The sequence below is a fragment of the Streptococcus salivarius genome, from assembly GCF_002094975.1.
GTDB classification, from domain to species: domain Bacteria; phylum Bacillota; class Bacilli; order Lactobacillales; family Streptococcaceae; genus Streptococcus; species Streptococcus salivarius_D.
On record NZ_CP015284.1, the window covers coordinates 47,411 to 71,062 of the forward strand.

16 protein-coding genes and 4 pseudogenes are annotated in these 23,652 nt (G+C 35.1%); 13 read left to right on the forward strand and 7 right to left on the reverse strand.

Annotation, left to right across the window (positions count from 1 at the left end; genetic code table 11):
- Window positions 1-21 precede the first annotated feature (21 nt).
- The 3 genes from V471_RS10550 (at window position 22) to V471_RS10560 (ending at window position 7,527) form a co-directional block, all read left to right on the forward strand.
- On the forward strand, window positions 22-5,538 hold the full coding sequence (locus tag V471_RS10550) for an SNF2-related protein (protein ID WP_084871554.1): 5,517 nt from the start codon (window positions 22-24) through the stop codon (window positions 5,536-5,538).
- A gap of 109 nt (window positions 5,539-5,647) precedes the next feature.
- Window positions 5,648-6,999, forward strand: a protein-coding gene (locus V471_RS10555; RefSeq protein ID WP_157108266.1) for an IS3 family transposase whose coding sequence is annotated in 2 segments (ribosomal slippage) — window positions 5,648-6,089 and window positions 6,089-6,999 — 1,353 coding nt in all. Because the reading frame shifts where the segments join, the coding sequence is not laid out codon by codon here.
- Between the two features lie 84 nt (window positions 7,000-7,083).
- On the forward strand, window positions 7,084-7,527 hold the full coding sequence (locus V471_RS10560) for a GtrA family protein (protein WP_084871555.1): 444 nt from the start codon (window positions 7,084-7,086) through the stop codon (window positions 7,525-7,527).
- Window positions 7,528-7,621: 94 nt separating this feature from the next.
- On the opposite strand, the pseudogene V471_RS11260 reads toward V471_RS10560, so the two are convergent.
- The 5 genes and pseudogenes from V471_RS11260 to V471_RS11130 all read right to left on the reverse strand — a co-directional run.
- Window positions 7,622-7,819 (reverse strand): annotated as a pseudogene (locus V471_RS11260) (IS30 family transposase); the annotation flags it as partial.
- 224 nt (window positions 7,820-8,043) lie between these two features.
- Window positions 8,044-9,138: an Abi family protein gene (locus tag V471_RS10565; protein WP_084871556.1), complete on the reverse strand. Its 1,095-nt coding sequence runs from the start codon at window positions 9,136-9,138 to the stop codon at window positions 8,044-8,046.
- Window positions 9,139-9,515: 377 nt separating this feature from the next.
- Entirely contained in the window at window positions 9,516-10,718 is a 1,203-nt protein-coding gene (locus V471_RS10570; protein WP_084871557.1) for an IS110 family RNA-guided transposase, read from the reverse strand.
- Between the two features lie 168 nt (window positions 10,719-10,886).
- Window positions 10,887-11,306 (reverse strand): annotated as a pseudogene (locus tag V471_RS10575) (transposase); the annotation flags it as partial.
- Window positions 11,299-11,439 carry a hypothetical protein gene (locus V471_RS11130; RefSeq protein WP_198166474.1) on the reverse strand — a complete coding sequence of 47 codons (141 nt, stop codon included), beginning with the start codon at window positions 11,437-11,439 and terminating at the stop codon, window positions 11,299-11,301. The gene V471_RS11130 and the pseudogene V471_RS10575, both read right to left, overlap by 8 nt.
- 355 nt (window positions 11,440-11,794) lie before the next feature.
- Between V471_RS11130 and V471_RS10580 the strand changes: the two genes are divergently transcribed.
- The 7 genes from V471_RS10580 to tnpB all read left to right on the forward strand — a co-directional run bounded on the left by V471_RS10580 (window position 11,795) and on the right by tnpB (window position 18,867).
- Entirely contained in the window at window positions 11,795-12,475 is a 681-nt protein-coding gene (locus tag V471_RS10580) for a trypsin-like serine peptidase (RefSeq protein WP_084871558.1), read from the forward strand.
- Between the two features lie 15 nt (window positions 12,476-12,490).
- Window positions 12,491-15,055 (forward strand): class III lanthionine synthetase LanKC, encoded by a 2,565-nt coding sequence (lanKC, locus tag V471_RS10585; protein WP_084871559.1) that lies wholly within the window; start codon window positions 12,491-12,493, stop codon window positions 15,053-15,055.
- A gap of 123 nt (window positions 15,056-15,178) precedes the next feature.
- The gene (locus tag V471_RS10590; RefSeq protein ID WP_084871560.1) at window positions 15,179-16,123 is read left to right on the forward strand and encodes an IS30 family transposase; all 945 of its coding nucleotides are present in this window, start codon (window positions 15,179-15,181) and stop codon (window positions 16,121-16,123) included.
- Window positions 16,124-16,224: 101 nt separating this feature from the next.
- Window positions 16,225-16,344, forward strand: a complete 120-nt coding sequence (locus tag V471_RS11135; RefSeq protein WP_198166467.1) for a class III lanthipeptide — start codon at window positions 16,225-16,227, stop codon at window positions 16,342-16,344.
- 56 nt (window positions 16,345-16,400) lie between these two features.
- Window positions 16,401-16,514 (forward strand): class III lanthipeptide, encoded by a 114-nt coding sequence (locus V471_RS11450; RefSeq protein ID WP_198166468.1) that lies wholly within the window; start codon window positions 16,401-16,403, stop codon window positions 16,512-16,514.
- Between the two features lie 84 nt (window positions 16,515-16,598).
- A complete protein-coding gene (locus V471_RS10595; RefSeq protein ID WP_084871561.1) occupies window positions 16,599-18,320 on the forward strand; it encodes an ABC transporter ATP-binding protein in 1,722 nt (573 codons plus the stop codon).
- A 388-nt stretch (window positions 18,321-18,708) separates the two neighbouring features.
- Window positions 18,709-18,867 carry a transposase gene (gene tnpB, locus V471_RS11265; RefSeq protein WP_232326848.1) on the forward strand — a complete coding sequence of 53 codons (159 nt, stop codon included), beginning with the start codon at window positions 18,709-18,711 and terminating at the stop codon, window positions 18,865-18,867.
- Window positions 18,868-19,192: 325 nt separating this feature from the next.
- Here the strand turns inward: tnpB and V471_RS10605 are convergent.
- Both V471_RS10605 and V471_RS10610 read right to left on the reverse strand, forming a co-directional pair.
- Window positions 19,193-20,394: pseudogene (locus V471_RS10605) on the reverse strand (IS110 family RNA-guided transposase).
- Window positions 20,395-20,563: 169 nt separating this feature from the next.
- Window positions 20,564-21,857: pseudogene (locus tag V471_RS10610) on the reverse strand (ISL3 family transposase).
- A 251-nt stretch (window positions 21,858-22,108) separates the two neighbouring features.
- On the opposite strand from V471_RS10610, the gene V471_RS10615 reads away from it, so the two are divergent.
- From V471_RS10615 to V471_RS10625, 3 genes are read left to right on the forward strand one after another with little or no spacing between them, the layout of a single operon-like run.
- Entirely contained in the window at window positions 22,109-22,630 is a 522-nt protein-coding gene (locus V471_RS10615; protein ID WP_084871563.1) for a DUF2975 domain-containing protein, read from the forward strand.
- A 4-nt stretch (window positions 22,631-22,634) separates the two neighbouring features.
- The gene (locus V471_RS10620; RefSeq protein ID WP_157108268.1) at window positions 22,635-22,859 is read left to right on the forward strand and encodes a helix-turn-helix domain-containing protein; all 225 of its coding nucleotides are present in this window, start codon (window positions 22,635-22,637) and stop codon (window positions 22,857-22,859) included.
- Complete coding sequence (locus V471_RS10625) at window positions 22,849-23,301, forward strand: hypothetical protein (protein ID WP_084871565.1); 453 nt, start codon at window positions 22,849-22,851, stop codon at window positions 23,299-23,301. Before V471_RS10620 ends, V471_RS10625 begins: the two co-directional genes overlap by 11 nt.
- Window positions 23,302-23,652 lie beyond the last annotated feature (351 nt).

Here is a 23,652-nt window from a genome sequence, read left to right on the forward strand (position 1 = left end):
TTTTAAGGAGAAAGAACAACAATGGAAGAACAAAAAAATAATACTAAAACAATGACTAAAGCAGAAAAGGTTCAAGCTAACCTTTCTGCTATTAAACTTGTGAAAGCACTCGAAGCAGATAACCGTCTAGCTGATAGTGCCGAACAAGAAATTCTCTCTAACTATGTTGGTTGGGGAGGACTTGCTAACGATTTCTTTGATAGTAAGATTAATCGTTTTGCAAAAGAACGTGATGAGCTAAAAAGTCTTGTCACTAAAGAAGAATATCGTGCGATGGAAATGAGCTCCTTGACGGCTTACTACACAAGTCCAGAGATTGCTACTGCAATGTGGGATAAGATTGTAGAAAGTGGTTTTAAAGGAGGTAATATTCTTGATCCATCAATGGGTACTGGTATCTTCTTTGAAACAATGCCAGAGGACATCAAGAAGAATTCTACACTTTATGGAATTGAACTTGATACCATTACTGGTGCTATTGCTAAACACCTTCATCAAGATGCTACTGTTTTAGTCCAAGGATTTGAAACAGTAAACTTTGAAGGGACCCCATTTGACTTGGTCATTACGAATGTTCCATTTGCGGATGTTCGCATTGTCGATAAGGCTTATGATAATAAACCTTATCGTATTCATGATTACTTCTTTAAGAAAGCTATCGATTTGGTACCCTATCATGGGATGGTTGCTGCTATCACTTCAACTGGTACTGCAGATAAGAGTGCTGGTTCAATTCTGCCAGAACTCCGTCGTAGCGGAACTCAGTTTTTAGGTGGTGTCCGCTTACCAAATACTGCTTTTAAAGATGCTGGAACACGAGTGGTAACAGATATCCTATTTTTCCAAAAAGGAGCTTTTATCCCTGTTCCCGATAATAATATCGACTTTTGGTCTTCAGATAGAAATAAACTCCCCTTTGATAAACGTGTCTCACTCAATCCCTATTTCTTCCAGGATGCTATTTGTAAAAATCCTTGTGTCCTAGGTGATTATCAGGTACGTAATTTCAATGGTGGAACACTGGATCTTGTGGTAGATAGCTCTTTTGACTTAGCTTCAGAGCTTCAAGAAGCACTATCAAAAGTAACAGTGCCTTTCGAAGTAGAGAGACTAGAACCTCGTGATATTATCCTTAAAGAAGAAGTGAATCATCTTGACCAAGGCTTACTTACTTCACTTGATATTCGATTGAATGAGTATGCTTGTGATAAAAATGGGCGTGTCTATTATCGTGATAACACGTCTATCCGTCCTAGCTCACGCGCAGCTGAAATGATTTTTTATCAAGACGAACAAGGACAGTTCGTAAAATACGATGATAAATACAAAGAAGAAGCCATTTTAGACTTTGAAGCAGCAGTAGAAGCAGACCCTAATATTGTTACAAATACATGGGTAAGTCAAACACCTTCTAAAGCAGCTAAAAGTAAAGGGCTTTACAAAGGTATTTATTTCTATGAAACACCCCTTACGGATACAGAAAACAAGCGTATCCGTGGCATGGTTGCTATCAAAAATGCTTATCAAGCCATTATTGATATTCAAATGACGACAGACTATGATGAAGGGAAATTCAAACAACTGCTTGCAACACTTAATCAAGCCTACGATACTTTCAAGAAGAAGTATGGTTATATCAATCAAGCGGTGAATGCTCGCCTCTTTGACCGAGATGACCGTTATCCTCTTATCGCTAGTCTTGAATTAGAGGAGTTGGACGAGAATGACAGCTCAAAGGTAGTCTTTGTGAAGTCAGATGCTTTTAAAAAGCCAACTATTCGTCCTAAAAAACACCTCCATCAAGTGATGTCAGCAGTAGAAGCTTTGAATGTGTCGCTTTCAGAAGGTCGTGGCGTTGATTTGAACCTCATGAGTTCTGTCTATCCAGATGTTTCAGAAGATATGATGATTTCAGAACTAGGTGAGACAGTGATGATTGATGTGGAACGCTATATTGATGATAAGACTGTACACTATGTTACTAAGGATAAATTCCTTTCCGGTGATGTTCTTGCTAAACGTGATTGCATTAACTCTCTCATTGAAGACGGAGATACACAAGCGGATTGGGAACGATATTTGGAATTGATTTTATCTGTTGTACCAGAACCAGTTGTCTTATCTGATATTGATTTCAGCATTGGTTCTAGCTGGATTCCTAGTAACGTCGTTTCTCAATGGGTGTTTAGTGAATTGTTGGATGAAAAGGTTGGTCTCCATTCTGAAGAAGCTAAATCACTATTAGTGACATCCAGAATCGGACGAGGTTTCAACGAACGCTTGTTAAACTGCTATATGAGTCGTCAATCTAACCTTCGTTTAGGTCTACGTGATGAGTACAATAAAAGCTACTCACACGCAACAGATATTGTGGCTCACTTGCTTACAAGTAATCAACCAACAATCATGCGTAACTTTGGTACGACTGAAAATCCTGTACGTAAGGTTGATGAAGTGGCAACAGCAAACCTACGTGAGTGTGAGCGTGTTCTACAAGAAAGCTTTAAGAACTTTATTCATGAAAACCCAACAGTTCAAGAAGTGATTGAGGATACCTACAATGAAGTCTTTAATCGCTATGTGACACGTCAATATGATGGAAGTCTCTTGGAATTTGATGGGTTGGCTAAAGGAGTAGAGCTTCGCCCTCACCAAAAAAATGCGGTACAACGTATTCTTGAAGAGAGACGTGCACTACTTGCTCACGAAGTGGGTACTGGTAAGACACTAACCATGATTTCTGCAGCTTTCAAGATGAAAGAACTAGGGCTTATTCATAAACCATTGTTTGTGGTTCCATCTAGTCTAACAGCACAATTTGGTCAAGAAATTATGCGTTTCTACCCTACCAAGAAAGTGTTTGTTACGACTGAGCAGGACTTTGAAAAGTCACGTCGTCGCTTGTTCGTTTCTCGTATTCTAACGAGCGACTATGATGGTATTGTGATTGGGCATTCTCAATTTGAGAAAGTTCGTGTCTCACAAGAACGTGAACAAGCCTTTATTTCGGAAAAGATTGATGAGCTTGATGAGATCATTAGTTACGCAAAAGCTAATGATGACAAAATCACTTTTAAGCAAGCACAATCTATGCGTAGAAGTCTTGAGGCAAGCTTAGAAACGTTGCTTGAAAACAAGACTGGTATTGATGAGTTTATCAACTTTGAAAGCCTTGGTATTGATATGCTCTTTGTTGATGAAGCCCACGGGTACAAGAATGTCCGTCCTATGACACGTTTGGGGAACGTTGCTGGTATTACCAACCGTACCTCAAAAAAGAATATGGATATGGAAATGAAGGTGCGCGTGCTTCAAGAAGAGCATGATACACGTCACGTTGTCTTTGCGACTGGAACACCAGTTTCCAACTCTATTAGCGAAATGTATACGATGATGAATTATCTTCAACCAGATGTCATGGAACATTTTGGTGTCAGTTTCTTTGATGCTTGGGTTGGTGCGTTTGGGATTGTTGAGAATAGTCTTGAGCTTAACCCTACTGGAGACAAGTATATTTCACGTAAACGCTTTGCTAAATTTATGAATCTCCCTGAGCTGATGGCGATTTACCGTCAGACTGCAGATATCCAAATGACTGAAGACCTTAATCTTCCAGTTCCTATGGTAGAAAAGGTAGCGGTTGAAAGTCAGTTGACGGATAACCAAAAAGTTTATTTGGATGAGCTTGTAGAACGCTCAGACCGAGTTAAAAATGGGAGTGTAGATCCTAGTGAAGATAACATGCTTAAAATCACTAGTGAAGCCAGAAAGTTGGCTTTAGATATGCGTTTGCTTGATGCAGAGCTCTATGTAAGAGCTGATGCAGACAAACTTATGCAAGTGGTTGAGCGAGTGGATAAGATTTATCACATGGAAGCTAAGCATAAAGGGACACAGATGATTTTCTCTGACCTTGGAACTCCTAATGGCAAAGGTTTCTCTGTTTATCAAGAGTTGAAAGATTTGCTTGTTGAACGTGGGATTCCAGAAGAAGAGATTGCTTTTATTCACGATGCTGCTAACAAAAAGGCTAAGCTCCAACTTCAACGTCAAATGAATGCTGGTGAGATTCGTATTCTCATGGCCTCAACGGAAAAAGGGGGAACCGGTCTTAACGTACAACGTCGTATGAAAGCTGTTCATCACCTCGATGTGCCTTGGAAACCGTCTGATATTATCCAACGTAATGGACGTTTGGTTCGTCAAGGAAATATCTATCGTAAGGTAAATATTTTCCACTATATCACTAAAGGAAGCTTTGATAACTACCTTTGGCAGATTCAAGAAACAAAGCTTCGTTATATTACTCAAATCATGACCAGTCGTACACCGATGCGAGCTTCAGAGGATATTGACGAGCAAACACTCTCAGCCTCTGAATTTAAAGCTATTGCGACAGGTAATCCATATCTTAAACTTAAGATGGAACTTGATAACGAATTTGAGTTGTTGTCTAATCGTCGTAAGGCTTGGAAACGTGATATTGCTTTGTCTCAAAAACGTATTAAGCAGGCCCTTAAAGATAAGGCAATTTACGAGAAGAAACTTTCTCTATTAGTCCAGGATAAAGAGCTTGCAGAAAAGACAAGACCTTGGAAAGAAGTGGTTGAAAAAGAAGATGGTAAGAAATATGAGGTTGAGCATAACCCATTTGTTATGACATTTGAACCAGATGGATACGAAGCAACTAAGAAAGATGTTGCAGGGAATCAACTGAACTATGCTATGCAGATGAATGTTGCCGCTGATCCACTCCATATGAAAATGACAACCCTTGCTCATTATCGTGGTTTTGTCCTTCGTGCGTTGGAACAAAAATCACCTTGGCAACCAGAACGCATGCTTGACTTGCATATTATTGGTCAAAATAGCTATGCTGTTCGTCTAGACTTTGCGAGTGGTATTGGGACTATCCAGCGTATCAACAATGTTATTGATGGTATGGATAAACAAGCCAAACTCTTACAGGAAAACATTGAACGTTGTTCAGAAACTATTAAGCGAGGAGAAGCTGCAGATGTTTTTGCAGACCAAGCTCGTCTTGACTATGTATCAGCAAAACGTGCCATTGTTAATCCTCTTATCGAAGTAGAGGACGAGTCTAAGAAGCCTACTGTAGAACAAATTGAAGAAGCAATCAATGCTTTTGACTTGCGTTATAAGGCAGACCATCCAGAAATGGATGAGGACTCAGATGTAAAAGTTAGCTCAATCACTGAGGAATATAGTACTAGCTATGATCCTGATGAAGAAAGCGAACTTGTTGAAGCTATCGATGAGTCAGTAGATGAAGCAGAAACTGCCTTCGAGGAAGAAGAAGTAGTTGCTAAAGAAACCGTTGAAGAAACGACTCATGTTGTTGTTTCACAAGAAGTTCTTGATATGGCTGATGACTTCCTAGAAAGTATTTCTGAACTCTTTGGAATGACTGAAGAACATAATGATAATGTTGCTACAGAAGTAGTTTCTGAAACCTCTGTTAATGAGGTAGAAAAAGTAGAAGTTTACGAAGAAATTTCACTATTTGACTTTGTTTAAAATGCGAAGGGTATTGTTAGTATCACTTTTGCAGCATAAAAACACCCTATTTTTGAACTGCACCCCAAAAGTTAGACAGAAAAAATCTAACTTTTGAGGTGTTTTTATTATGAAATTAACTTATGAGGACAAGATTCAGATATATATACTGAGAAAACAGGGGAGAAGCTTCAAAGAGCTTTCAAAAAGATTTGGTGTGGATGTTTCTGGACTAAAATATATGGTGAGGTTGATTGAACGTTACGGAATAGAAATCGTCAAAAAAGGGAAGAATCGTTACTATTCTCCCGAATTAAAGGAAGAAATAATTAATAACGTTCTGCTTAAAGGTCGTTCACTAAGAAGTGTATCTTTAGATTATGCTCTACCCAATCCTTCTCTGTTGAAAAATTGGATAGCACAATACAAGAAAAATGGGTATACTATTGTTGAAAAAACAAGAGAGAGAGTACCTAAAATGGGACGTAAACGTAAGAAAACTTGGGAAGAAATGACAGAACTAGAGCGACTCCAAGAGGAGAATGAACGCCTACGTACCGAGGTGGCCTACCTAAAAAAGTTAAAAGAGCTAGAAGACAGGGACGAAGCCATACAGCGAGAAAGGCAGAGACAATTAGAAAAATGGTTTCAGGAGGATTTCGACTAGATTTACTTCTTGAAACGGCTGGTTTAGCTCGCTCAACTTACTACTATCAGTTGAAACAACTAGATGGATTTGACAAAGATAAAGAGCTTAAAGCTGAAATTCAATCAATTTATTGTGAGCATAAAGGAAATTACGGCTATCGTCGAATGACTCTTGAATTGAGAAATCGTGGCTTCATGGTAAATCATAAGAAAGTGCAACGTCTGATGAAGGTTCTTGGTTTAAGTGCTCGAATTCGTCGTAAACGTAAGTATTCTTCATATCAAGGAGAGGTTGGTAAGAAAGCAGAGAATCTCATTCAACGCCAGTTTGAAGCATCAAAACCAATGGAAAAGTGCTACACAGATGTGACAGAGTTTGCCATTCCAAATAGCACACAGAAATTGTATTTATCGCCTGTTTTAGATGGCTTTAACAGCGAAATTATTGCCTATAATCTCTCAACTTCACCAAACTTAAAACAAGTGAAAGCTATGTTAGACCAGGCCTTCACAGAGGAGCATTACGAAAATACAATTCTCCATAGTGACCACGGTTGGCAATCCCAACATCAGTATTATCATCAATTTTTAGAGGATAAAGGGATCCAACCGTCCATGTCACGTAAGGGAAATAGTCCAGACAATGGTATGATGGAGTCCTTCTTTGGCATTCTTAAGTCTGAGATGTTTTATGGTTATGAGAAGACGTTTCACTCACTTGAGCAATTGGAACAAGCTATTGTAGACTATATTGATTATTACAACAACAAACGAATTAAGGTAAAATTAAAAGGACTCAGTCCTGTGCAATACAGAACTAAATCCTTTGGATAAATTAAATGTCTAACTTTTTGGAGTCAGTACAAAATAGGGTGTTTTAAATGAAGACAACGACGTTTTTATGATAATATTATATTTATGAAGTTACATCTTTTTAAAACACGTATAAATAATATTCTACTCTCAGAAACAATAAAATATCTTTTTTTTGGTGTATTGGCAACCATAGTGTATTTTATAACAAGGACTATTACATATTTAATATTTGATTCTGCTATATTTTCTTCAGTGATAGCAAGCATTATATCAATCCTCTTTGCATTTTTTACAAACGATATTTTTGTATTTAATCAATCTTCACAAAAGCGTATAAAAAGACTTATAAAATTTTTTATAGCACGACTTTTTACTCTACTCTTAGATATGTTCTTTGCTTGGTTTCTTGTAGATAAATATCCTAATATTTTAGGTGTTCTAGTTAAACATAATATACAAATTGTTAATATTTTAGAATCTTTTATATCACAATTTTTTATTATTGTACTAAATTACATTATAAGTAAATTTTTGATTTTTAAGTGAAATGTCTCGCACGACAGCTCTCTGCAGGAGTTCCTCGGAAGGAGCGTTTATCGTTTTGATGTGGCAAAGCTAAGTCAAAACAGAATAAACGTTACTCTTTTGGAAATAGCTTACAAAGTTGTTCGATAGCTGAAAACATGGATTTGGCTGTTCTGTCTGGTATCTTGAAAGCTAAGTAAAAGCGCGTTTTTCGCTCTAGGAAGGTCGCTAAACAGCCCTTGCTTTTGCCTCTGGAAGACACCACAGTATCGAGCTCCCAGTGATCAAAGGTCTCACGATTCCTGACCTCTCTAGATGTTAGCTTTTCGTCACCCACTACAGTTGACAAAGAACCTTATATCTCATCTTATGTAAAACCAAAAGTCCCCCTTGGTAGTCAAACCAAGGGGGACTTTTTCGAGGAAAATATAAGATTGATATTCTCCAACGCTCTTAAGAGCAATTCTATTTTCTATAAGTATTCTAGTATATTTAGATACATATGTCAACAGAAAAATATAATTTATTTAGCTTTATTTAAAAATGATATTTTGAGTCCATAAAAATAAATTTTTTCCAGTCTTTTAAATTTGGATTCCCCATTCGTGTCAATAAACGAGTATTCAAGTCAAAATCAGGTGATTTGAAATGTTTATTGTTTCTATAAATAATTGAATTGATATGTTTTTTTAATGGTTTAGTACTTTCAAAATAATTGACAATCTGTAAAGTGTCAAATAAAGATAGGGCTGAAGGAGGTGTACCTGTTTCAGATGGTGTTAAATTAAATAATGAAACCAAGCTCGCATTTAACTTAATATATTTTGGAGATTGGTAGCGATATACTAATGAACCGTGGGCACAAAAATTTCGAAGTGATTTAATAATATCAAACATATTTAAAAATTCATTTCGATAAAATAATGGCATATTAAAGTCTTTCATTACCTTATTTAGTACGCTAGGATCTAAGTAATGTAGTAGACAGATTACCTCTCCTAAGGTCATTGTTTCAACTGCGACCCAAAAAGGTACTGCAACGTGAGGATGATAGGTATAATTTGGAGCTTGGCCTGTACGAAAAGTTGTCTGACCGCTTTGGCTGGTATAACGTGAATCTGTATAAAACTGATAGTCAATGTGGTCGTTTTCGTTGATTAATTTTGTAAGATAAAAAGGTTTAAAAAGGATAAAATTATCAAATTCGTCATAGATCCTTTTGTTTTGGTAATTTACAAAGGGATAGTTGTTAGCAAATTGACTATTTCTTGGGTCTATATAATTTGATTTTAAGGTATAGTTCATAGTGTCACTTATTGTTAGACAATAAGTTTGTGTGAAATGGTGAGCTACTGAATTTTTTAACTTTGATTCAATATTATCTAAAATCTCCAGAATTGTAGTCGCCAATTTTTTATTAAATTTATAAATTGTAATAAAGTCATCTAATGTAACTTTATTGAATCGTTTGGGATTTCTACTAGAGAGTAAAAGGTTTTCAATTCCATTAAATAAATTAAAGTAATTATATTTTATTAGGGCATCATCAAGTTCTTTATCTTCAAAATACAATTTTCTTTCATGTAATTTTTGTTTTAAAGAATGACGCCCTTCGCTTTGTTTAATAGCCATGTGTTACTCCATATCCATAATATCTTGTCTTTAAGTATATCATATTTTAATATTTTTTTATCACAATTCATCATGTAGTGATACTGTCCATAATTTTGTGTAAACACTCAAGTAGAGTTTGTACTGACCTCAAAAAGTTAGACATTTAATTTATCCAAAGGATTTAGTTCTGTATTGCACAGGACTGAGTCCTTTTCTACAATTTGTCAAGTATATCAAGGTATTTGATGAAAAATAGTTTGAGTTCCATATGTCAAACGAAGGAAATTGTCTTTTTTTTTTTGAGCTAAAGTTTAGTGTAAAAAGTGTACACAAAACCAACACCTTACCTAGTGATTTTTTTGATAAGGTGTTACAATAATATGGCATAAACAATTTTACCGATTTTGGGTAGAAGTATAATCGTAAAGTTTGTTATGCGTTATGAGGTAATACATTGTTCTGATGAGACGATGTATAGAGGCAATCGTGTGTGGTTTGGTTGAAGTCACTTGCGATTGTCTTTTTCGTTTATCATAGAAGTCTGCGATATGACAAGGATTGCTGTGACTAGCTGAACCTATGTTATGAATGCACTTAAAGAGAATCTTTCTAGCATAGGGATTCCCACGTTTGGTGATATGTTCCTTGGCTAGAAAGTCCCCAGATTCATAGTGTCTGAGGTCAATGCCGATAAAAGCATTGATTTGATTGGCAGAGTGAAATCGACGAATGTCACCAAGTTCACCAATAATGCTTGTCGCTGTAGTTTCAGCTATTCCAGGAATAGAGAGAAGAATCTCGTATTCTGGCAAAGGTTGAGCCAATGTTACCATCTCCTCTAAAACACTTTTTCTATATTCAGAAAGCCTAAGTAACTCCCCTGCATAGTATTTGACCTCTTCCATCATTGGAGAGGTTTTCTTGACCGCACAATAAGACTGATTAGCTAGTTTTGTAAGCTTATCTACTAAGTAAGTCACACGTTTTTCAGAGATGCGTTTTGATGTAGACTGACGGATGATAGCTCTTAATGTGGCGTCATCCAACTCCAGTACAAAACTATTACATGGAAAAGTTATGACCAAGTTCCAATATTGTTCCCCAGTTGGTGCCGACAAGATGTTTTCCAATTCAGGAAAAGTGACCTGTAAAACCTTGTGTAGACGGTTTTTAGCGCAGACAATATCTTCAGTAAGATTCTGATAGAAACGGCTAAGGTCTCGTAATTCTTGATAAAGCGCTTCTTGGACATAGCTTGGTTTACGATTGAGGATGAACTGAGACGCAGCTAGTTTTTCAGCGTCAATCTTATCAGTTTTACGTACTCGTAAGCTATCTAGTTGTTTTTTGGAGTCTAAGGGACTGAGGCGTGTATAAGCGTAACTATTATCCTCAAAGAAGGCCTGAAGACGACGAGAATAGACACCAGTCGCCTCGAAGACAATCTCTGGCTGGTGAACAGTCTTCAAGTCTCCAAGTAGTCGATTAAATCCGATGGCATCATTGGGTATGGTATAGCCATGTACTTTCTCTCCATTGATCAAGATGGCTACTTCTGAACTTGCTTTACTCACGTCAATCCCAAAAACTACTCGCATTATATTACCTCTTTGTCTTGAATGATTCCTTGCTTTAGTGATGTCATTTTCAATACTCGACGTTTTTCGTCCCACATACTTTGATAACATTCTTCCTAAAACAGGTGTCTTGCCAGTTTTAGTTACGACGTCTAGCGCCAAAGGACTCATCGACTTAACAAGACACCTCTACTTTAACATAACGAAAAAAAGTAGTGAGTACTTTCTCCCGTCGGAGATTTTCTCACTACTAATCTTAGTATGTTTTAATTTTACCTTAATTCGTTTGTTGTTGTAATAATCAATATAGTCTACAATAGCTTGTTCCAATTGCTCAAGTGAGTGAAACGTCTTCTCATAACCATAAAACATCTCAGACTTAAGAATGCCAAAGAAGGACTCCATCATACCATTGTCTGGACTATTTCCCTTACGTGACATGGACGGTTGAATCCCTTTATCCTCTAAAAATTGATGATAATACTGATGTTGGGATTGCCAACCGTGGTCACTATGGAGAATTGTATTTTCGTAATGCTCCTCTGTGAAGGCCTGGTCTAACATAGCTTTCACTTGTTCTAAGTTTGGTGAAGTTGAGAGATTATAGGCGAAATTCAGGAAAATTATTATGAGCATAAAGGAAATTATGGCTATCGCCGAATAGTGGACCATCTAGAATACAACAAACGATAGACTTTTGGTGGACATCAATTCCACAACAAGTTTCAATCATAACTTCCATTACAAAAACCTCCTGTTAACTATTGAACAATAGAACAAGAGGCTACTAGTAATTTTATTTTCATGCTCAAGGCATATTCGAGTTATCTCATGACTCTTGTTCATCCAGTTTTTGTTACAGGCTAGGCAAAGCCCTATTAAAAACTACGGATTTGTATTGTTCACCTTCATTATAAGCCGAACTTTCTTTTCTGTCATGAGTTAGCAGGCTAATCCTGCTTAGAGTTTTTGTTGCACTTCATTTTACAACAGGGTGAAAAGTTTTCTTCATGTATTTGTCGAAATTCTAAATTGAATAATCGTGAATAAATGTTATAATACAGACGAGTAAGCGATTTCTTTAGACGGAGGAAAGTATGGTCGAAAAAATTCGGATGTACATCGGAGTTCTTTCTTATAAAAAGGAAGGCCGAGAGGGACAAAAGGGAACAGGTTGTATTTTTAGTTATAAAGGGAAATGGTTCTTAGCAACTGCAGCACATTGCGTTTATGATATAGATGAAGATAAATTTTACACCGATTTTAAATTTACTCAGCCAAATAGTGGAAAGGAATATATACTTGGTGATGTTTACTTACATAAATTTTGGTCGAGTTTATATGCCCCAGAGTATGATATTGCTTTTTTTAATATTTATTGTGATGATAATTTTTTTAATTTGGATAGGACTTATTTAACACCTTATTTTGAAATTTCAAATGATAACAAATTTACAATTGCTGGTTTTCCTGGAAAGATACTTAGAAATAAATTATATATAAAGAGGGATAACAACGGGATTAGCGATAGAATGTATTCGTCGAGTTTAATAGGAATAAGGACCTGTAAAAAAGAGGGAATGTCGGGAGGACCTTTAATATGTCAAAATGAAGATAGTTTGAGTATAGTTGGTACTATTAGTTTGTCTTTTGTATCTGAAAAAGGGATTTTATGGTGTGCTCCATGGAATAAAGACTTCAAGGCTATTCTTGAGTTTCTGACAAGTGATAAACAAGCGGAGCCAGACTTTATGGAAATGTATAATTGGAAAATATAGAAATGGAGGATAACAATGGATGTAAGGTATGAAATGTATTTAGCCCCCAATAATAAATTTTACAAACGAGCAGGAGCAACCAACAAAAAGAAAACTATGCTTTATGTAAAAGATTTACCAGAGGGATGGTATTCAAAAATTGGTAAGGAGAAGCACTGGCATTATTGTGGTCCAATTGGTGTTCCTATCCCACCACAAGGTTGGAAGATTCACATCAGTTCTACATTAGACAATGCTCAAAAAACACTTGATATCGTATCAAAAATACTAATCTCTAGAAACACTCATTTTAAATTTGTAATGAGTTCATGGGATTTATTTGTGAAAAATTCAAAATATGGTGATAGAAGCGCTTCGGGAAAATTTATTACAATTTATCCGGCGACGATTTATTTGTTTTTTACTTTACTTGATGAATTGGATAAAGCACTTTCTGGATTAGAAAATGGGGCTTATATATTAAATGATAATCGTTGGTTCTTTGGAAATGTATACTTTAGATACGGTGGTTTCTTAGAAATGCATACTCAAGAGGGAGAAGATGGTATAATTAATGAGTACGGAGAAATTATACCAGATCAACGAATTCCTGGATATGTTGTTCCTTCTTTTGTGGAAATACCTGAGAAATTAAAAGCGATGGAGTTGGAAAAAGAAAATAAGTCTTTAGATGCTAGTAAATTAGATGATTATAATATATCTGAAGCAATGCATTTTAGTAATGGAGGTGGAGTTTATAAAGCAACTAACGTATCTTCTGGAGAAAATGTAATAATAAAGGAGGGAAGGCCGGAGGCAGGTCTGGACAGTACAGGAAAAGATGGTTTTAAAAGGCTATCAATTGAATTTGAAACATTGTCTAAATTGGCAGATGTTGATGAAGTTGTTGATGTTTATGAATATTTTAAAGCGTGGGAAAATGTTTATTTAGTTGAAGAAGTGGTAAATGGGATTCCTCTCCAATCTTGGATTGCTCAAAATTATCCATTTGGTGGATCAGAGGATAAAAAGAAAAGCTATCTTCGTAAGACGTTGGATATTACAGAAAAAATAAAAACTGGTTTACAAAAGATACACGATAAAGATGTTGGAATAGGTGATTTATCACCATCTAATATTTTAATTAACAATGATACACTCGAAATCAAGTTTATAGATTTCGAAACTGCGGGAGTTGCTGATGCTAAATATTCACCAAGTTTAGCCACTCCGGGTTTTGTTTCAAAGTATTCTAAAACAAGGAAACAATCTGATTGGTTTAGTTTTTATAGGATTGTATATTCTATGTTAGCACCAATTGCTCCAATTCAAGATATCGAAATTAAAAATGAACAAAAAATAGATAAGTGGATTTTAATGACATTTGGTAGCGAGGCATATAATTACGTTAATAACTTAAAAAAACTTCTTCCTCTATCTAAGCGTATGTATTACTCAGATGTTCAAGAAAACAGATTGGATTATGATTTAGATAATTTAACTTCAAAAGTTCGTCTAGGAATAATATCTCATTTACAACCTAGTAAGAAGCAATTGATTCCGGGAGACATAAGGCAATTTGAATACTCAGGTGGTATGTATAATGTTTTAACTGGTGGTTTTGGGGTAATAATGTCACTTGTTAGAACTGGGGAAATTTCACAATCTATTAAAGAATGGGCAATTAGATATTCAAAGGAAAAGTATTTGGCGGAGTTAGATTCGGGACTATTTTCTGGAAAATCAGGAATTGCTTGTATATTATTTGAATTAGGAGAAATCCAACGCTCTAAGGAAATAATTGGCTCAATTACTATTCCAAATGAAGCTTCAGATATTTCTCTAATGACAGGTCTATCTGGGATAGGACTTGCACTTTTATCATTTTATACTTCATTAAATGAACATTCATATTTAGAAAAGGCTACCAAAGCTGCTAATGAGATAAAAAATATCTTTAGTAAAAATACTGAAATCTATTCAAAAGATCCAGATTTTTTTCCTAAAGGTCTATTTGATGGATGGAGTGGAGCTGTGATGTTTTTCGGTGCATTATATACAGTCACAAAAAATAAAGAGTGGCTTGATTTTGCAGAGAAAATGATGAGTAGAGAATTAGAAAGTTGTGTTTTAGATGATGATGGAATTCTTCATATTGAAGATGAGCAAAGACTACTTCCCTATTTAGCGGGAGGAGGAGTGGGTGTAGCAGTCGCTCTACTTTCTCTTGCTAAGAAAACAAATAAAGAATTTTACTTTAAAAAATTTGAACAGACTCTTCCATTAGCCTCAACTGTTTGTTGTTATAATAGTGGTCTATTTAGAGGATATGCTGGTTTTTTACTTTTTGTTTCCTTTTTAGAACAAGAGTATGGTATAATAAATAGAGAGAAAACGCTGACATTACTGAGTACAATTCAATTGTATGCAGTAACAACGACAGGGCAGGAAGTAATGTTTCCTGGAGACTATGGCTACAGATTGTCAGGTGATTTATTTTCTGGTTCTTCAGGTGTACTTATTGCTCTAGAAGCAATGAGAGGGAAGAGTTGGAAAAACTGGATTCCATTGATTTCTGAAACGATGGATGTGTTATTGTGATTGAGTTTTTATTAAGATATTATATTTTATATAATCCCAATTTGTAAAATTAAGCTAGACAGAAAAAGCCATCTATGTTAGGCTCAGATAAACACCACATTTGTCTGAAAGGAACTAACATAAATGACCTATACTCATCTTATCACAAACGAGCTTGTAATGATAGAGGCTTACTATCAAGAAGACATAAAAGTTTCAGATATTGTGACTTCACTTGGCAGATCAAAACAGACAATCTACAATGTCATCAACTATCTGAAAGAGGGGCACTCTGCTTATGATTACTATAACCGATATAAAATCAATAAGAAACGCTGTGGCAGGAATAAAACCAGTCTTACGCAATCAGAAAAAGATTTTATCCAAACTCATTTAGAACAAAATTGGAGCCTTGATGTCATTAAAGGAACTTATCCAGATAGGGTTGCTTGTTCTATGAGAACTCTCTATCGACTAGCAGACCATGGTATTCTAAAGAAAGAGGATCTCCCTTGGAAAGGCAAAAGAAAACCAAATGGTCATAGCGAAAAACGAGGAAAACAAGCGTTGCGCAGAGATTTAAGTGAGAGAGCAGACAGTCATCCTAATTTTAAGACGGGATTCGGTCATCTAGAAGGGGATACAATTGTGGGAGAAAAACACAAAAGTGCAGTCATTACCTTAGTAGAATGCTTCTCAAAAGCCATCATCACACTGAAAATCAATGGATGGAAAGCAAGTGATATTGAGGCCTCCATCAATCAATGGTTGTCTCAAGTTCCCAGTCATCTCTTTAAGTCGATAACTTTTGATTGTGGGAAAGAATTTTCTAATTGGAAATCTATTTCGAATGCACATGACATTGATATTTTCTTTGCGGATCCAGGATGTCCTGGTCAAAGAGGTCTCAATGAACATTCTAATGGCTTATTAAGACGAAATGGATTACCGAAACAGATGGTTTTTACTAATATTTCTCAAAAATATTTATCAGCTATAGCTGATAAAAGAAATAGAATTTCTAGGAAATCATTGAATTATCAATCACCATACCAAGTTTTTCTGAGTTACTTGAAAAGTCTAACTTAATTTAACAATTTAGGAATATAGGGTATTATTAAGTGAAATCAATTTTTTTACAATAGATTCATACAGAGTCACTTATTCTTAAATAATGAAGGAGAACAGAAATGAAAAATATCTTATCTTTACAACAACTTAAAGTAAAAGAAAATACTAAATTGATGGCTAAATCATCAAAAAGCATAAACTGTAAAAATAGTAGCCATGCTAGCTGGTTTGTTTGCTAGTCTCTAAAATTAAAATTACTTTTCATTTTTTATCTTAGTTTTATAGGAGGAATCAAATGAAGAAAATACTATCTTTACAGCAATTAAAAAAAACAGAAAGAGCTAAAACGAAATCTAGTATGAGTTTGAACTGTCAAATGAGTAGTAATAATAGCTGGTTTTTCTGCTAAAAAAGTATTTTAAATGTTTACCTAATAATACCCTAACTAGCCTTGAAAGTTTTTCAAGGCTAGTTGCATAGTGAGAGTAATGATATGAAAAAAAATAATTATTTAGATATAGCTTATTTAAAAAAGTATCTACCAAATAATTTTTATCTTTTCTTTTTGAGCTTACTAATACTAACTGGTACGATTGTCTCTTTAAGTATTCCAATTTTTATTATGGGAATAATTAATAATATGAAAAATGGGATTCATATCAGTAGTATATTAGTTGTTATTTCACTTTTCCTTATAGAATTATGCTTCACAGCAGTTTCGTATTATTTCATTAATAAAACATCGGAAAGGATTGTAGAGCAGATACGTAACGAAATATGGATGCACATTTTAAAGTTGCCAGTCTCATATTTTGATAAAAATCGTTATGGGGCGGTTGTAACAAATATTATTCATGATACTGAAGAAATATTAGAATTTTTCAACAGTCAAATAAGCTCTTTTTTTACAAATGTTATATCTATAATTGGCTCTATTGTAATTTTGTTCGTATTGGATTGGAAGTTAGCAATTTTATTAGGTGTGGCTGTTCCTATAGCTGTTCTGCTTACTAGTTATTTTGGTAATCAAGAATACACGATATCAATGAGATATAGAGAAAGTATTGCGCACTTACAGAATAATCTTACATCTACTCTTTCAAAAATTAGGTTAGTAAAATCGACGACTTCGGAAGAGACCGAGTTTCAGAAAGAGAGTGAATTATTTAATTCTTTATATAAGACTGGTGTAGAAGAAGGAAAAATATTGGGTATTCTTTCACCAATTTCTTCTATGGTAGTTATGCTACTCTTAGTTGTAACCTTTGGTTACGGTACCTACCGGGTATCAAATGGAACCCTATCGAGTGGAGCATTAGTTGCAAGTATTGTATATTTATTTCAATTAGCTGATCCGTTTTCGCAAATTATTTCGTTTTTCACAAGCTATCAAAAATTTAGAGCCTCGGTCGTGAAGATAGGAGAATTACTTCAAGAACCGATTGAAGCTGATTTGGTTTTGGAGTTCAAACAGGCTAAATGTACAGATAGAGATGGTTTATTATTTAAAAATATCGATTTCTCTTATACAAAAGAAGATGTCATATTTAATAACCTAGACTTTGAATTTCAATTGTACAAAACAACGGCCATTATTGGTAGGAGTGGAGTTGGAAAAACAACAATATTTTCATTGATAGAAAGATTTTATGTACCAACTCAAGGTAGTATCTTATTCCGCAATAAAGATATTGCCAGTATTCCTTTAAAAACTTGGCGGTCTAAAATTGCTTATTTATCGCAGGATATTGATTTGTCATACGGGACACTTTTAGAAAATTTAACTTACGGTATACACAATTATACGATGAACAAAGTAGATAACTTAGTTGAGGAATTTGGATTAAAATCATTTTTAGATAGTCTAGAAATGGGATATAATACTATCATTGGCGAGAAGGGAGTAACAATTTCGGGTGGTCAAAAGCAGCGAATTGCCCTTATTAGGGCAATATTGAAAGATGCTGATATTTACTTACTTGATGAGCCAACCTCAGCACTTGATGCACATACAGAAAAACTTGTTCAAATCACCTTAGAAAGATATTTGAAAGGAAAGACTGTCCTAGTTATAGCACATAGATTGAAAACAATTACCTCTGCAGATGAAATTGTTATTGTAAATAATAAGAAAATTGAATATCACGGTACTCACAATGAATTATTAAATTCTTGTCACTTGTATAATCAGTTACTGGAGGATAGTGTACTATAAGAGAAAGGAATATATATATTTACTATTATGAACCATATAGTTCATTTAAAAGGATTTATTACTTTCTAAATTGGAATTTATATAAGGAATGCTATAAAAAATATGAAATCATTTTGTGAGTTGAGTCTTATTTTTTCAGGCTAGGAAACACCCCAATAACGAGGCGCCACAGAATTACCAAAGTCAGCTTGAGACTTGATTACGGATTTTCTCTTTATCCTAGAATAAATGTAAGCGTCCAATAATAAAGTATCTCCCCCTTACCTAAACTCCCTACTAAACTATTACTATGGAGCATGTAACGACATTACAATAAATAAATCTGGGACAGGTCCATATCTTTTGCGGAAAAACAGGCTTAAGAAAAGGAATTGACTCCCTGGTTTTTTTGGTGAAATCACAATACGATTTAGTCCCATTTTCAAAATCTATCTTTATCTTTTGCAGTAGACGAAGTAATCGCTTCAAAGTACTTTACTGGGATGGTGAGGTGGGGTACTCTACAAGAGGTATGAAAATAGAAAACTACCCGGCTAAGAGATGTTAACGAAGTTCGAGTTCTTACGGAAGAGGAAGTGGACTGGCTCATGAAGAGGGCTATTCACCGCAAAAAAATAGTACAAGAAGTCGTGTTCTCTATTGAGTCATGGATTTTGAACCAGTATAATAGAAAAATCAGTGTAACGTGGCTCTTTTCTACCATTTGTCAAGTATAATACGGTTTCTGATTCAACATTATTTATGAAAGTGTATGAAGGGAATTTATTGAGGAATAGTTCAAGCCGTTTTTTCTGACATTTGAGCATATAAAAACGACACCTTATCTGGTATTTTTTGAAACAAGGTGTTACAATAATACGGCATAGACAGCCTTATCGATTTTGGGTCAAAGAGTAATCGTAAAGTTTGTTATGCGTAATGAGGTAATACATTGTTCGAATGAGACGATGTATAGAGGCAATCGTATGTGGCTTAGTTGAAGCTATTGTCGATTGTCTTTTTCGTTTCTCATAGAAATCTGCGATATGGCAGGGATTGGTATGGCTAGCTGAAGCGATATTGTGAATACATTTGTACAGAATTTTTTTGCATAAGGATTCCCACGCTTAGTAATATGCTCTTGACCTAGGAAATCTCCCGATTCATAGTGTTTGAGATCAATACCGATAAAAGCGTTGATTTGATTAGCAGACGTAAAGCGACGAATGTCTCCTAATTCACCAATAACGCTTGTAGCCGTTGTCTCTGCGATGCCAGGAATAGAGAGAAGAATCTCATATTCAGGTAGAGGTTTAGCTAACTCTATCAACTGTTCTAAAACTTGTTCCCGACGGTTTGTCAACCTTATAAGTTCCTGTGCATTATACTTAACCTCTTCTATTATAGGAGAGGTTTTTGAAATGGCAGAATAAGATTGCTTTGCCAGTCCAACTAACTTCTCAGCCAAGTTATCTACTCTGTTCTCTGAAATGCGTTTAGAGGTTGACTGGCGAATAGTCTCTTTCAACTCAACTTCCGATAATTCCAGCACCCAATGCTTTGTTGGGAAGATGGACACGAGATTCCAATACTGCTCACCTGCAGGAGTAGATAGTAGAATCCCGATTTCTGGGAAGGCGACTTGAAGAACTTTGTGCAGCCTATTCTTCGTCCTTACGATATCCTCTGTCAGATTTTGGTAGAACCGGCTAAGATCATGCAAGTTTTGATAGACTTTTTCTTGAACATAAGTTGGCTTACGGTTTAAAACGAATTGTGACGAAGCTAGTTTCTCTGCGTCAATTTTATCGGTTTTCCGGACTCGTAAGCTATCAAGTTGCTTTTTAGCTTCCAAAGGATTAAGACGTGTATAGTCATAGCTGTTTTCTTCTAGAAAAGCCTGAAGTCGGCGAGAGTAGACACCAGTAGCTTCGGAAATAATTTCGGGGTTACTCACGGTCTTTAGGTCCTTCAGTAGACGAGAAAATCCGATAATGTCATTAGACATAGTATAACCGTGAACCCTTTCACCATTCACAAAAATAGCAACTTCTGAGCTTGCTTTACTCACATCAATTCCAAATACTGTCCGCATTATGTTTACCTCTTTGTCTTGAACGATTCCTTATTTTAGTGATTTCATTTTCAATACTCGACGTCTAGCGTCCAACATACTTTGATAAAATTCCATCTAAAACAGGTGTCTTGCCAGTTTTTTATACGGCGTCTAGCGCCAAAAGAAGCCACGACTTAACAAGACACCTCTACTTTAACACAAAGAAAAAGTAGTGAGTACTCACTCCCGTCGGAGATTTCTTCACTACTAATCTTAGTATGTTTTTTATATTCAGAGTGATGAAAACACGCTTCCTAAAGTTAATAAAGTTTCTAAAACCGAATCCCAGACGTTTGATGTCTTTGATAAGCTTATTGGTGCCCTCCAATTTTGCATTTGAGTAATGTGTTTCTAGTGCGTTTTTGATGTATTGTTTGTGTCTAAGAAAGGTTCTAAAGACAGTTTGAAAGTAGTGATTGACCTTACTTATATTCTCCTCTATGAGTTCAAAAAACTCATCAATTCTTTTTTCTGAAAATAAAAAAGCAAAAACTTGTAGAGGTTATAGTCATTAGCGAGCTCTTTTGAAAAGTCCAATATCTTCACGGTGACTTCATTTGACTTAAAGTTTGACAAAAGGTCTTTGAGTGAAATGAGTTACAAGATAACTTACGGCTATCCTTTTGGAAGAGTCTCCAGTGATTTTTCAAGGCTCGGTAGGGTAGTGACTTCTTATCAAACTGATTCATAATGGCAATTCTTGTCTTCAAAAAGGCTCGACCAAGGTGTTGGATGATGTGGAAACGATCAATAATGATTTCGGCATTTGGGAAAAGTCTACGAGCTAGTGGGATATAGGCTCCTGACATATCCATTGTAATAAACTGCACTTTTTGGCGAACCTTCAATGGATACTTCAAAAAGTGGTTTCGAATAGTGGTTTGACGGCGATTATCAAGGATGGTTATGAGTTTGTTGGTCTCATAGTTTTGTGCCACAAAAGCGAGTTCACCTTTCTTGAACCCAAACTCATCCCAAGACATAACAGCTGGGAGCTTGTCATAATGCTCCTTGAAAGTAAACTAGTCAAGCTTACGATAGACAGTGGACGTTGATACACGAAGTCTTCTGGCAATATCTGTTAGTGACACCTTTTCAGTAAGGAGCTGTGCAACTTTTTGCCGGACTAGATTGGAGATTTGGCAGTTTTTCTCAACGATTGATGTCTTAGCTACCGTGACTCTCCTACAACTTTTACACTGGAAACGACGCTTTTTAAGACGTAATAGTGTAGGTGTTCCAGCTTGTTCAAGGAGAGAAATTTTAGAAGGCTTTTGAAAGTCATATGTGATCAACTTTCCTTGGCAGTGAGGACATGATGGTGCAGGGGAATCCAGTTTTGCATGAATTTCGATATGAGTATCAGTTTCAAAAACAAGAGAAATAATGATGTTAGGGTCTTTAATTCCGATTAATTCTGTGGTATTCTTAATAAGTCTCATAAGTTCTTCCTAATGATGGTTTGGTTGCTTTTCATTATAGTTCTTATGGGACTTTTTGTCTGCATTCAAAAAGCTCTATAATCTCTACAGTGGTTTTACCCACTACAGAAATTATAGAGCCTGTTACACCTTGTTATTGAATACTTACGAATAAATAGCCAATTTTTTAAAATTATTGACAAAAAAATATTATTGTCTTACAATAATATCGAAGAAAGAATTATTGTAAGGCAATAATTGAGGTGTTTAACATGAAAAAAATATTAAAAATAACAAGTCATCTCTTGTCTCTAATGAGGTATCCTGTTTGGGGAATAAATTTCCTGTTATTTTTAGGAATAGTAGGAGTTTTATTTGGGGGACAGAGAAGTCATTGGATGTTTACATTTGACTATGGTGATTCCATTATTGATGTTCCAATAATTTTTCCATTAGTTATTCTTATATTGTTGATTATAATTTTTGTTTTTATTATCCAGTTATTAAAAATTTGGAGTAAGTTGTTATTTGGTTTCAGTAAGGGTCAATTTTTTAGTGGTGAGAATCTTAAAAAATTAAAAAGATCGATGATATTTCTAGTTTTGGTGACTGCTATTCAATTATTGATTAATCTAATATTCAACTATTTAAGTGTAGAAAATGTTAGTGAAGTATTTGATTTTTCGTTGAAAAATTACGTGGTACATACTGTATTCATATTATTTAACGCTATATTGATTATCGTATTGGAAAAAGGAAAAAATATTCAAAAAGAAAATGAGGACTTTATTTAATGTAATGGATAAGATACAAATAAATTTAGAAAAGTTAATTAAAGAAAAGAAACTTACATCTAAAGAAGTTGCAAAAAGAATAAATATCACAGAGGCAAATCTATCAATTTTGAAAACGGGAAAAGCAAAAGGCATACGTTTCACTACACTCTTACGAATATGTAGAGCACTTGATTGTCAACCTGGTGATATTTTAGAGTATGTTAGGAGTGAAAACCATGAAGATTAAAAAAGTAATATTATGTATGATCTTTACTCTTGCAAGCATTATGCTAGTTTCATGTAGTATAAATGAAACAGTAAAAGATGTTACACAAGAAATAGAACAACAAATATCCAAAGATGATACAGATAATTTAGGTATAACTTATATTACGGAACAAAAAGAAGGGGAGACTCTAAAAGCATCATTTACTGATTTTGATGGGGTTATTTATGTAATTAGTACTAAAGAGAATATTGAGTCAATAAAGAATTCAGATTTTAGTTTGGATAATAAAAATTTCGAAGATGTTAAAACTGATTCCTACGATGATTTCAATATTCGTTATAAAAATAAAACTTATTTTTCGGTTAAAAAACTTGATATAGAGTCAAATAATATTACTTCATTAAAATTTAATTCAGATTATTCAAAGAGTATTTTATTAGTTTATAGAACAAAAAACTAGTTTGTAGTCATAACTAGGGGGGTAGTAGTACTATGGCGAATATTTCGCTTATAGTGCTTTTGTGTACGACGTCATGTCGTACATCTGTGGTGAAATTCCCACGGTTCACTTGTTACGGGCGAAACAAATAACCCAATAGAGACTCCTAAGTTTGACGATTGTGATCTTGAGGAGAGGGGAAGTGATAGCAAAATTGTGGCTCTACAAACAAAATCAGATATAGGTAGATGAGGAAATCTAAAGTGTTCTTGCCAAAGTTTAGTTGAGCAGTCGTATGCCGAACGACATGTACGGTGGTAGTAGAGGCGCTACAAGTTGGCCTCTACTCTATTTTAGTGATTTTAGTCCGTT

Excerpts from the sequence above, each read along its gene's own strand:
- lanKC (WP_084871559.1), top strand. The coding sequence starts at position 12,491 with ATGGATGTAAGGTATGAAATGTATTTAGCCCCCAATAATAAATTTTAC.
- V471_RS11135 (WP_198166467.1), top strand. The coding sequence starts at position 16,225 with ATGAAAAATATCTTATCTTTACAACAACTTAAAGTAAAAGAAAATACT.
- V471_RS10550 (WP_084871554.1), top strand. The coding sequence starts at position 22 with ATGGAAGAACAAAAAAATAATACTAAAACAATGACTAAAGCAGAAAAG.
- V471_RS10570 (WP_084871557.1), bottom strand. The coding sequence starts at position 10,718 with ATGCGAGTAGTTTTTGGGATTGACGTGAGTAAAGCAAGTTCAGAAGTA.
- V471_RS10565 (WP_084871556.1), bottom strand. The coding sequence starts at position 9,138 with ATGGCTATTAAACAAAGCGAAGGGCGTCATTCTTTAAAACAAAAATTA.
- V471_RS11450 (WP_198166468.1), top strand. The coding sequence starts at position 16,401 with ATGAAGAAAATACTATCTTTACAGCAATTAAAAAAAACAGAAAGAGCT.
- V471_RS10595 (WP_084871561.1), top strand. The coding sequence starts at position 16,599 with ATGAAAAAAAATAATTATTTAGATATAGCTTATTTAAAAAAGTATCTA.
- V471_RS10590 (WP_084871560.1), top strand. The coding sequence starts at position 15,179 with ATGACCTATACTCATCTTATCACAAACGAGCTTGTAATGATAGAGGCT.
- V471_RS10615 (WP_084871563.1), top strand. The coding sequence starts at position 22,109 with ATGAAAAAAATATTAAAAATAACAAGTCATCTCTTGTCTCTAATGAGG.
- V471_RS10560 (WP_084871555.1), top strand. The coding sequence starts at position 7,084 with ATGAAGTTACATCTTTTTAAAACACGTATAAATAATATTCTACTCTCA.
- V471_RS11130 (WP_198166474.1), bottom strand. The coding sequence starts at position 11,439 with ATGGAAGTTATGATTGAAACTTGTTGTGGAATTGATGTCCACCAAAAG.
- V471_RS10580 (WP_084871558.1), top strand. The coding sequence starts at position 11,795 with ATGGTCGAAAAAATTCGGATGTACATCGGAGTTCTTTCTTATAAAAAG.
- V471_RS10620 (WP_157108268.1), top strand. The coding sequence starts at position 22,635 with ATGGATAAGATACAAATAAATTTAGAAAAGTTAATTAAAGAAAAGAAA.
- V471_RS10625 (WP_084871565.1), top strand. The coding sequence starts at position 22,849 with ATGAAGATTAAAAAAGTAATATTATGTATGATCTTTACTCTTGCAAGC.